The 10,241-nt window shown below is 63.3% G+C and carries 9 protein-coding genes; 2 read left to right on the forward strand and 7 right to left on the reverse strand.

The window, feature by feature from the left end; genetic code table 11:
• Positions 1 to 469: 469 nt before the first annotated feature.
• From QZY03_RS13405 to nifV, 4 genes are all read right to left on the reverse strand, one after another.
• On the reverse strand, positions 470 to 925 hold the full coding sequence (locus QZY03_RS13405) for a nitrogen fixation protein NifZ (protein WP_295581802.1): 456 nt from the start codon (positions 923 to 925) through the stop codon (positions 470 to 472).
• Positions 909 to 1,253: a nitrogenase-stabilizing/protective protein NifW gene (gene nifW / locus QZY03_RS13410; RefSeq protein WP_295581804.1), complete on the reverse strand. Its 345-nt coding sequence runs from the start codon at positions 1,251 to 1,253 to the stop codon at positions 909 to 911. The genes QZY03_RS13405 and nifW overlap by 17 nt, the downstream gene beginning before the upstream one ends.
• A gap of 230 nt (positions 1,254 to 1,483) precedes the next feature.
• Positions 1,484 to 2,026 carry a hypothetical protein gene (locus QZY03_RS13415; protein ID WP_295581806.1) on the reverse strand — a complete coding sequence of 181 codons (543 nt, stop codon included), beginning with the start codon at positions 2,024 to 2,026 and terminating at the stop codon, positions 1,484 to 1,486.
• A 22-nt stretch (positions 2,027 to 2,048) separates the two neighbouring features.
• Positions 2,049 to 3,200, reverse strand: a complete 1,152-nt coding sequence (gene nifV, locus QZY03_RS13420; RefSeq protein WP_295581808.1) for a homocitrate synthase — start codon at positions 3,198 to 3,200, stop codon at positions 2,049 to 2,051.
• Between the two features lie 291 nt (positions 3,201 to 3,491).
• On the opposite strand from nifV, the gene QZY03_RS13425 reads away from it, so the two are divergent.
• Positions 3,492 to 3,647 carry a helix-turn-helix domain-containing protein gene (locus QZY03_RS13425; RefSeq protein WP_295581818.1) on the forward strand — a complete coding sequence of 52 codons (156 nt, stop codon included), beginning with the start codon at positions 3,492 to 3,494 and terminating at the stop codon, positions 3,645 to 3,647.
• Between the two features lie 154 nt (positions 3,648 to 3,801).
• Here QZY03_RS13425 and QZY03_RS13430 read toward each other — a convergent pair whose 3' ends face one another.
• On the reverse strand, positions 3,802 to 6,246 hold the full coding sequence (locus QZY03_RS13430) for a heavy metal translocating P-type ATPase (protein ID WP_295581810.1): 2,445 nt from the start codon (positions 6,244 to 6,246) through the stop codon (positions 3,802 to 3,804).
• A gap of 413 nt (positions 6,247 to 6,659) precedes the next feature.
• Between QZY03_RS13430 and QZY03_RS13435 the strand changes: the two genes are divergently transcribed.
• Complete coding sequence (locus tag QZY03_RS13435) at positions 6,660 to 7,829, forward strand: ATP-binding protein (RefSeq protein WP_295581812.1); 1,170 nt, start codon at positions 6,660 to 6,662, stop codon at positions 7,827 to 7,829.
• Between the two features lie 617 nt (positions 7,830 to 8,446).
• On the opposite strand, the gene QZY03_RS13440 is transcribed toward QZY03_RS13435, so the two are convergent.
• Together QZY03_RS13440 and QZY03_RS13445 are read right to left on the reverse strand one after the other, a co-directional pair.
• Positions 8,447 to 8,974, reverse strand: a complete 528-nt coding sequence (locus tag QZY03_RS13440; RefSeq protein ID WP_295581814.1) for a hypothetical protein — start codon at positions 8,972 to 8,974, stop codon at positions 8,447 to 8,449.
• Positions 8,971 to 9,999 carry a DEAD/DEAH box helicase gene (locus QZY03_RS13445; protein WP_295581816.1) on the reverse strand — a complete coding sequence of 343 codons (1,029 nt, stop codon included), beginning with the start codon at positions 9,997 to 9,999 and terminating at the stop codon, positions 8,971 to 8,973. The genes QZY03_RS13440 and QZY03_RS13445 overlap by 4 nt, the downstream gene beginning before the upstream one ends.
• Between the last annotated feature and the right edge of the window lie 242 nt (positions 10,000 to 10,241).

Genomic DNA, 10,241 nt, shown 5'->3' on the forward strand with positions numbered 1-10,241 from the left:
ATGCCACCGCGGCGGAGTTGGTCGCCCGGGTGAGCGACTTTGCGCACACGATCAACGTCGATCCGTTTGCCGTTGCCGACCGGCTCTGGACGAAAACGACGCTCGATCCAGAGGAAGAGAAATTACGCATCCCGGCCTAGGAGAGGTTTAGGAACCGTTGAAAAATAGCCTAAACAAATACATTAAGGAACACCTTTGGCGTCGCGGTCGTTGTCGTTGTCGTAATCGAGTTGCCGATCCCCGCGAGAATGCGTTGGTCCCGAGCGTAGCGATCGAAGTCTTCAAATCCTTGGCGACCTTGTACGCCCGGGCGGCGTAGCGAATCGAAAACCGACAGACTGCGGGGCCTCGATCAAGCTTCCGGCCACTTGGGCTCGCCGGGTGCGTAGTCAGGCCATCCTGGCCTGACACCGTCAGGGCTGGAAGCCCTGACTACGCATGCCGCTGGCCGGGATTACGATCAAGGCCGTCATGCGGCAGCGTCCCCGTCCGGACCATCCAACGCCGACTCCGGCACCTGAAGCGTACCGGCGCCGCTGAAATGCACATGGTAGGCGACTCCGCCGGGGGCATCGCGGACCACCTTCATCACCTCACCCTCGACCCCCCGCTCCACCAACACCCGCCCTTGAATCCCCAATGGGATACGCGGCCGGACCCGGTCGCGGAACTCGAAGCGGCTGGGAATCCAGGGGTCGGTCGCCAGTTGCAGCTCTTCCTCCCGACAGCCAACCATTCGGTCCGCATCGAGGAAATGGACCGTGTAAATGATCTGGTCCTGCAGGAAGGTTCCCACGTCGCGCACCACGCCGGTGCTGCCGCGCCTGACCAGCAGGGTTCCGGTCGCCTGTCCGGGAAAGGTGCCGTCGTTACGCACATTGCGCACGACCCGCACCTCGGTCCCGAAGTCAAACGCCGGCCGCATGGGGGATCTGACCCAACAGGTCGCTCAGGGGAACGCTGGCGATCTTCGGCTCGTGCATATGAAACACCCGAAACACCTTCTCGGTCTTGGCGTCGGAGGTCACGAAGTCCAGGTAGGCGGCACCCAGCAGGTCGGCATGCAAGGCCCAGCGCGCGTCCGCCCCGTCCGGCTGTTCATCGACATCGGCCAGATAATCATGGAAGCGCTGCAGAATATGCAAACGGTTGACCTGCACGACCTTGGGGTCGTACTCGATCTTGAAATACTCCAGGAAATCCTCCGCGCTGGAGAGTTTTTCCAAATCGGATTCAAAGTCATCGTCGGTCATGGCGATCTCCGGGCTTAAGAAGTGGTTAGTGGTTAGTGGTTAGTGGTTAGTGAATGCAATACCGTGGTATGCACTGACTCTCAGCACTCATCGTCTTTGCTCGCAACAAGCAACTGAAAAATAAAATTTTTACACTCTCGCTGGTTGATCACCCCGCAAAAAACACGGCCTCAATCAACCGTCAACCACTATCCACTATCCACTATCCACTATCCACGACCCACTAATAATCAGCGTCCAATGAAGCTCACATTGCCGCCCATGCGCTCCACCGCGGACTCGGTGATCGACGATTGCGCCATGGCGCGGAGGTCCTTGACGCCGAGTCGGTCGCTGGTGTCGATCTCGGCGATCTTGTCGAAACGCTGCAGGGCCGCCGCCGGGTCACCCAGGCGCATCAACAGATAGGCGGATCCTTTAAGCGCCAGCAACAGGAACCGCGTCATGCTCATGGAGACCAGCACCGACCCGCCCAGATGGGCCGGGGTGAGCTGCTCCCAGCGGGTCGGCAGTTCGAGCCGCCGAGCCGCCACGGCAATCGCCCGATCGGCCGTGGTCAGGGCCTCGCGGAACTGGTGGCGATAAAAGAAATACCGATACAACGCGACCAGCACGGTCAGGTGCTCCGGTTCAAGGAAATACGCGCGCATGAGACTGTGCTCGGCCGCATCGTCCCCATACTGCTGCGCCGCCGCCAACAGCAGGGCCTCGACCTCCGGGGTCACCGGCTCATCGAAATACATCTCCTCGCCGCTGAAATCGAGTAGATCCATCGGTTCAGCTCCTTGATTCATTTCACTGAAGAACAGCGCCGGGGTGGCCGATCTCCACCAGGAAGCGGCGCAGGTCCGCCGTGCATGGCGAGCGTTTGGTTTGGGTGACGAAACGGCGCACCAGCGGCAGCACCTGATCCGCTTCCTCGGGCCCCAGGTCCAAACGCAGTTGGTCGGCATAGACCTGACAGACGGCGTGCCGTCCCGAATGTTTGCCGAGAACCAGACAATGGGTGCGACCCATTTCGGCGGGATCGACACCCTGATAATTCAGCGGGTCTTTGAGGAGTCCGTCGACATGAATGCCGGCCTCGTGGGTAAAAGCGCCCTGCCCCACCAGGCTTTTGTGCCAGGCCACCGGCTTACCGGAGGCCCGGGCCACCAACCGGGAGAGCGTGCCAAACTCCGACAGGTCCACGCCGGTGATGACGCTCTGAGTGTGCTTGAGTGCCATCACCACTTCCTCCAGCGCGGCATTGCCCGCCCGCTCGCCCAGACCGTGGACGGTGGTGTTGACATGGGTCGCCCCAGCGCGCACGGCGGCCAGGGTGTTGGCGGTGGCCAGACCCAGGTCATCGTGGGCGTGCATCTCGATTTCGAGATCAATGATGGCGCGCAGATCGCGAATGCGCTCAAAGGTGCCGAAGGGCTCCAGCAGCCCCAGGGTATCGGCATAGCGGATGCGGCTGGCGCCAGCCTCCTGGGCAGCCTCGGCCACCCGCCACAAGAACTCCGGGTCGGCGCGCGAGGCATCCTCGGCACCCACACAAATCTCCAGTCCCAAGTCGCGGGCCGCGCTCACCTGCGCCTGGACCTGACCCAACACCCAGGCCCGATCGCGCCCCAGTTTGCCCGCGATCTGCTGATCGGACACCGGGATCGAGAGGTCCACCAAATCCACCCCCAACCCCCGACACTGGGCGATATCGGCGGGCAACATGCGCGCCCAGACCATCAGTCGCGACGGCAGCCCCAACTGCGCCAGCACGCGGATCGAGTGACGCTCCTCCTCACCCATGGCCGGAATGCCGACCTCCAACTCCGGCACCCCCAGGTCCGCGAGCCCGCGGGCGATGGCCAGCTTCTCCTCCAGTGAAAATGCCACCCCGGCGGACTGCTCGCCGTCGCGCAGTGTGGTGTCGTTGATGGTCACAGTCATTGGCTTGGCTGACATAGGCGTGCTTCCGGTTCGTCTAAGCCACAAAGTAAGCAAAGACCGCGCCAAGTCTAAGACCATCGACCAGTCAGTGGTTTCGCCGAGCGTTGGCAGGGTTGTGGAGGGTTTCCGACAACTCCCAACCGTGGTACTTGTCGTATGTCGGTCCAACTGCAGGCCGGCCTCCCAGACCGACTACAGCGCACCGCATATAAAGCACCACTGGCGCGCGATAGCGTGCCGTTTTTCCAAGAGCCGAGCCTCTGACCGACTCACTGACCGGCGCACGATCGACTCCGCTCCGGACGGCTGCGCAACAAGGCCAGCCAAACAGTATTCGCCGCCTATCTCAATACCAGCCCCTCAACGATCCAGAAATGGGAGCGGGGTGATAAGCGACCCCGCGGCCCATCTTTGAAGCTGCTCGAATTGGTAGACCGCAAGGGGCTGGCGGCGCTGGGGTGAATAGAGTGGCTGAGCGGCTCGCTGGCCTTGATCGTAATCCCGGCCAGCGGCGTGCGTAGTCAGGGCTTCCAGCCCTGACGGTGTCAGGCCAGGATGGCCTGACTACGCACCTGGCGAGCCCAGGTGGCCGGAATCTTGATCGAGGCCGGCTCGCTCATATTGGAACCGGCGACCTGAAGCGCCGCAACCGCAGGCTGTTGCCCACCACGAACAGGCTCGATACGCTCATGGCCGCCGCGGCTATCATCGGGTTGAGCAGCCATCCGGTCAGCGGGTAGAAGACGCCGGCCGCCAGCGGGATCAGGGCGACGTTATAGCCATAGGCCCAAAAGAAGTTGCCGCGGATGGTGCCCAGGGTGCGCCGCGCCAGTGCGATAGCGTCGGCAATGGCCGCAGGGTCGGCAGTCATCAGGACGACTTCGCCGGCCTCGACGGCGATCGCGGTGCCCGACCCCATGGCGATGCCGACGTCGGCCTGGACCAGCGCCGGGGCATCGTTGAGGCCGTCGCCGACAAAGGCCACGCGGTGGCCGGCGGCCTGCAGCCGTTTGATCTCCGCAATCTTGTCCGTCGGCAACGCCTCGGCCACGACCTGTTCGATGTTCAAGTGACGGGCCACCGCCGCCGCGGTGCGGCTGCCGTCGCCGGTCAGCAGGGTGAGCGAGAGCCCCAGGTCGTGCAGGCGGGCGACGGCCGCCCGGCTGCCCGCCTTGACCGGATCGGCCACCGCCAGCACGGCCGCCAGTTGTCCGTCGGCCGCCAGATACAGGGGAGACTTCCCCTCGTCGGCCAGGCGCGCCGCCGACTCGGCACCTGCCGCGAGCGCAACGCTCAGACGGTCCATGTAGCGGGCAGCGCCCACGGCGACCGCCATGCCGTCCAGTCGGGCGCGAATACCGAAGCCGGGAACAGCCTCCACCCCGGTCGCCGCGGCGAGCACCAACCCCCGCGCCCGTGCGGCCTGCACCAGGGCGGTGCCGATCGGGTGCTCACTGTGCTGCTCGACGGCGGCGACGAGGGCCAGAGCCGCATCCTCAGTCATCCCGAAAGCCGCGAGATCGGTGAGTGCCGGCCGCCCCTCGGTCAGGGTTCCGGTCTTGTCGAGCACCACCTGATCCACCCGCGCCAGGGTTTCCAGCGCGTCCCCGCGGCGAACGAGGATCCCCAGGGCGGCACCGCGGCCGGTACCGACCATGATCGCGGTGGGCGTGGCGAGCCCCATGGCGCAGGGGCAGGCAATCAGCAGTACGCTGACCGCGGCCACGAAGGCATGCGCCAGCGCGGGCGCCGGGCCGGCCCACAGCCAGGTAACGAAGGTCAGGAGCGACACGGCCATGACGGTCGGCACAAAGACCGCGGCAATCCGGTCGGCCGTCCGCTGGATGGGCAGCTTGCCGGCTTGCGCATCCTCGACCAGCCGCACGATTTGCGCCAGCACCATGTCGGCTCCCACCCGGGTGGCGCGGTAACGGAAGGCGCCGGTGCCGTTGACGGTGGCGCCGACCACCGGGTCGCCCGGTCCCTTACGGACCGGCAGCGACTCGCCGCTGATCATCGATTCATCGACATGACTGCCGCCCTCGGTCAGGGTCCCGTCGACCGGGATGCGCTCGCCGGGCCGCACCGCGATCAGGTCGCCCGGCACCACGGCGGCGGCCGGGATCTCGGCCTCCCCCTCCGGGCGCACCACCCGGGCGCTGTGCGGCTGGAGATGAACCAGGCGCCGGATCGCCTCCGAGGTCCGGCCCTTGGCCAGGGCCTCCAGATAGCGCCCGAGCAGGATGAAGGTCACAATGACCGCCGACGCCTCGAAATAGAGGTTGGCGGTGCCGGGTGGGAAGCGGCCGGGCAGGATCAGCGCAGCGACCGAATAGAGATAGGCGGCGCCGCTGCCGAGCATCACCAGGCTGTTCATCCCGGGGCTCAGGTGACGCAGCTCCCGCCAACCGGAAATCAGAAAGCGGCGGCCGGCCCAGACCAGCACTGGTGTGGCCAAGGCCAGTTCCAGCCAGCCCCAAAGCGACACCGGTGCCGCACCGTGCGGCGGGTCGGCATGGCCGAACCAGAGCATCCGCCCCATGCTCACGAGCACCAAGGGCAGGGTCAGGACCACGGCCGTCAGCAGGTCTCGACGCAGCCCAGCCAGGGCGGCGGCCTGCCGAACCCCGGCCTCATCCGGCGCTTGCTGCGCCGCGAGCGGCTCAAAGCCGGCCTCGCGGATCACCTGGCTGATCCGCTCGCGGCTGACGGTCGCGGCCAGGTAGTCGACCGTCGCGGTCTCGGTGCTCAGATTGACCGCCGCTGCGAGCACCCCAGGCAGAGCCTTGATGGCCCGCTCGACCCGCGCCACGCAGGAGGCGCAGGTCATGCCCTCGATCCCGATGGTCGCGGACGCCAACACCGGCTCATAGCCGGCAGCGCGGACGGCATCCAGGAGCAGCGGAACCTCGGTTCCGGTGCACCGCACGACCGCGGTCTCCGCCGCCAGGTTGACCAGCGCCGACTCGACCCCCGGCTGCCGGGCGATGGCCCGCTCCACCCGCGCCACGCAGGAGGCACAGGTCATCCCGGTCACGCCGATGCGCAGTTCTTCTGTCATGCAGGTTGCTCGCTAAGGAACCGTTAGCCAACAAGCGAAACAAGTCCATTTAGAAATGCCTTTGGCGTCCCGTTCGTTGTCGTTGTCGTTGTCGTAATCGAGTTGATGAACCCCGCGAGACCACGTTGGTCCCGTGCGTGTCGATCGAAGCCTTTCAAACGCTTGGCGGTCGTGTACGCCCAGGCTGTGTAGCGAATCGAAACCCGACGGATAGCGGGCTGCTCATGCCAAACTTGAATCGCTCATCCGATTACGACAACGATTGTGTTTCACTTGTTCTTGACTCGTTACACAGAGGGTTGGTGCTGACGTCAGCAGCCAATATCAAGCCAATGAATCCAGAGGGATTATGCCACTATTCCGAAGAATTCTTACAGATTGCAGTTACAACCTGCAATCTGTAAGATCGGCGGATGATCCCACGCCATGCCAAAGAGACCGCGTTGCGCCTGGCGCACGGATTCCCGATCCTCGCCATCACCGGTCCGCGCCAATCCGGGAAGACCACCCTGGCCCGGATGCTCTTTGCCGACCGCCCCTATGTTACGTTGGAAGATCCTGACCAGCGCGAACTCGCCCTCGCCGACCCGCGGGGCTTCCTCGCCCGCTTCCCGGACGGCGCGGTCATCGACGAGGCGCAGCACGGCCCGGAGCTGATGTCCTATTTGCAGGGGCTGGTCGATCACCGGGGACGCATGGGCGATTTCGTGCTGACCGGCTCACAGCAGTTCGGGCTGATGTCGCGCATCAGCCAATCACTGGCGGGTCGCGTGGGGCGGATCGAACTGTTGCCGTTTTCGATCGCTGAGCTGGCCGACGCCGATCTGCTCCCGTCGAACCTGGACACCCTGCTGTGGCGCGGCGGTTTTCCGCCGTTGTACGACCGTCCGCTGCTGCCCGACGACTGGTTTCCGAATTACATCGCAACCTACCTGGAGCGCGACGTCCGCCAACTGTTGGCGGTGCGGGACTTGGCGCTGTTCCAGCGGTTCGTCCGGCTGTGCGCGGCGCGCACCGGCCAGTTACTCAACCTGTCGGCACTGGCCAACGACTGCGGCGTCTCGCACACCACCGCGCGCGAATGGCTCAGCGTGCTGGAGGCGAGTTACCTCATCTTGCTCTTGCCGCCCTATCACCGCAACTTCGGCAAGCGGTTGGTCAAGACACCAAAGCTCTACTTTCTGGATACCGGCCTCGCCGCGGCACTCCTCGGCATCAAGGACAGCGCAATGCTGAATATCCACCCGCAGCGCGGGGCGCTGTTCGAGACCCTGGCGGTCGGCGAGTTCGTCAAGCAGCGGTTCAACAACGGCCGGCCCGCCGGGTTGTATTTCTGGCGCGACAATACCGGTCATGAGATCGATCTGCTCTTCGAGGTGGGCGGGCGCTTACAGGGCATCGAGATCAAGTCGGGCGCGACCTTGGTGCGCGATTGGCTCAAGGGCCTCACCAAATGGCAGACCCTGGCCGGCGAGCAGGCGCTGCCGGGCTGGCTGATCTACGGCGGGGACGAGACCTACAGCCGCGAAGGCATCAAGGTATTCGACTGGCGGTCGCTCGGCGAAGCCGCGCAACAAAACTGAATGAGATCAACCGTGGGAGCGGCCTCCGCAGGGCCACTTCGTCCGGCAAACCACCAACGACACCCTGTCCGGGGTACTGGGCGAGTTAGCCAAGATCAAGCCACTGACCTGTGCATCAACGGCCCCGGGCTCCTGTTCCTCGAAGGCGCCTGGGAACGCCCCAGGCCGACAATTTCACGACGCCAGATGCCGACGGGGCTCTGGTCCAACGCTGCTCCTACATCTGGACTCTGGCCGACGAGGTACCGCCAGTGGGTAGCCAGACCCCACGGACCGAATTCCGCCAGCCAAGCAACTGACACAGGACAGAGGGCAACAGGGCCGCTTTTTGCATGCGAATAATCATGGGCAAAAATGCGACATCAACTATTTCATCAAGGCTAGGACCTCCGCGGTTGGGTAGCGCTCTCTGCATTCAAGAAACACCGTCTCCACCTGACTGGCCCGTGTCCGTTGAAGAAGAAACTCCGCAACAAGAGTCAGCCAAGGGTCTTGTTCATCACGCCATGGGTAATGGCGAAAATTGACCCGACCCCAACGCAGCAATCGTTCGCGGACACGACGAATCGTTCGCTCGTCCAAGATCTCGCCGGTCGCCTCGCGTGATCGCTTAGCCGCTACGTCAACCACATCAGATGCTCGATCCCAAGCTTATCGGCAGCATCTTGCACCATCTCCCGGACAGCCGGCTGACTGTACCTTCCGTTTGAAGCCATCAGCACCGCGGCAAAGGTGCTGGCTCCAGAAGCGTCATAGGAACGCTCGTGCACCGCGGTGAGAACTAGCTTCCAGTCCTCCGCGTTACCCCAGGCGATGACACGCCCGTCGGTTAGGCGGCGCCCGTGGGGTCGCTCGTAGGTTGCTATGATCTCCGCCTCGGCATCGACTCCGACGGCCTTGAGTGGCCGCCCCGGGTCCTCCTGACGCGAGCGCACATACCCCTTCATGATCGTGTCTTTGATGTAAACACGGATTCGACGCTGATCCATGTAGTTGGCAAGCAGGCCGCCGACCTCCTGGTCAACGGTCCAAGTCTCGTAATAGCTGGCCTTCTCGTACCAACTCAACTTAGCCCAATGAAGCTGATCCGCAAGTGCCCAGAGCTTCTCGCGAAGGCCAACGCGGATGTTCTCCGGGATTCTCACTGCACGCCTCCCGGCGGAATCGGCTCCGGAAATTCGAAGTGCGGCAGATCAAGCTCAGGGTCGCCCTCGCGCAGCACCAGGGATGCCTGGTCGAGCATCCACTCACGCATGAAATTGCCCGCCGATTCGTCCCGAAACTGAATCAATCGATTCCCCATGCCTAACCTTTCCACCGGACCACCCTGACTGGCTTTGTCGAGCGCAACGACTTCAGCGACCCGGCGAAGATCGGTGACAAAATCCAGTACAACCACATTGTTCTTTCCTGGACTAAGCCGTAGACCGCGGCCTAGCTGCTGAACGAAGATTCGGCGGCTATGGCTAGCCCGCATGAATACGATGATATCCACGTCCGGCACGTCAACGCCTTCATTGAAAAGGTCCACGCTGGTCATGAAATCGATTTCGCCCGCGCGAAATCTCGCCATGAGCAGTTCGCGCTCTCTGGATAGAGTATCCCCCGAAATTGCCTCGGCACGAAATCCATACTGCCGGAGCATCCCCGCAATGGTCGTCGCATGTATTACCGAAGGACAAAAAACGATGCCGGCTCGTCTGCGCTCCTCATCGAACGCGGCCCGAATCATTCTGACCGCCTGCTCGTCGCGGGTCGGAATGATGAGCCGACGGTTCAATTGCGACAGGGAATACTTGTGTCGGGATAAGTCTTGAATCGTCCGCCAGTCGATGTTGTCGGCACACAGCCGATAGTCGACATCGGCCAAGAAGCCGCGCTTGAGACCGTCCGCGATGCCGTACTGGACCACCGACGGACCGAGCAAGCTGTCGATGTCGAACCCATCCCCGCGCCAAGGCGTTGCCGTGGCGCCGGCAAGCATGGGTGGCTTCATTACGTCGATGATCTTCTGAAACGTGGCGGCCCCGATGTGGTGCGCCTCGTCCACAAGCACGAGTCCGATGGGCGGGATGGTGTCGATTCGCGACGCCACGGTCTGAACGGTCGCGAAGACGATCCCCTCCCACAAACCGGGTTCCTCCCCGGCAGCCAGGTGTCCGGTGCGCACCCACCGGGGCAACCTCAAGGCGCCGCCATACCGCTCGCGCAGATCGGCCAGAATCCGAGCAAAGGCTGGGGCGTCAACCTGCCCGCGAGTAAAGTCGGCGATCTTATCGAGACTTTATTAATTATGCGGACAAACTGCTGGCATAAATTGTATGCGGCAAAAGAAAGAACGACTGGATTCGCTTGATGTCGCTTTTTAGCGATTTCAAGGCAGAATTTAGTCTGTTTTTGAGATCATCACGG

Origin of the sequence: uncultured Lamprocystis sp. (assembly GCF_903933125.1) — a bacterium.
Classification (GTDB): domain Bacteria; phylum Pseudomonadota; class Gammaproteobacteria; order Chromatiales; family Chromatiaceae; genus Thiodictyon.

Bases quoted from the DNA above. Each gene is read 5' to 3' on its own strand.
- QZY03_RS13405 (WP_295581802.1), bottom strand. From the start codon at position 925: ATGCGGCCGGCGTTTGACTTCGGGACCGAGGTGCGGGTCGTGCGCAAT.
- nifW (WP_295581804.1), bottom strand. From the start codon at position 1,253: ATGACCGACGATGACTTTGAATCCGATTTGGAAAAACTCTCCAGCGCG.
- QZY03_RS13415 (WP_295581806.1), bottom strand. From the start codon at position 2,026: ATGGATCTACTCGATTTCAGCGGCGAGGAGATGTATTTCGATGAGCCG.
- nifV (WP_295581808.1), bottom strand. From the start codon at position 3,200: ATGTCAGCCAAGCCAATGACTGTGACCATCAACGACACCACACTGCGC.
- QZY03_RS13430 (WP_295581810.1), bottom strand. From the start codon at position 6,246: ATGACAGAAGAACTGCGCATCGGCGTGACCGGGATGACCTGTGCCTCC.
- QZY03_RS13435 (WP_295581812.1), top strand. From the start codon at position 6,660: ATGATCCCACGCCATGCCAAAGAGACCGCGTTGCGCCTGGCGCACGGA.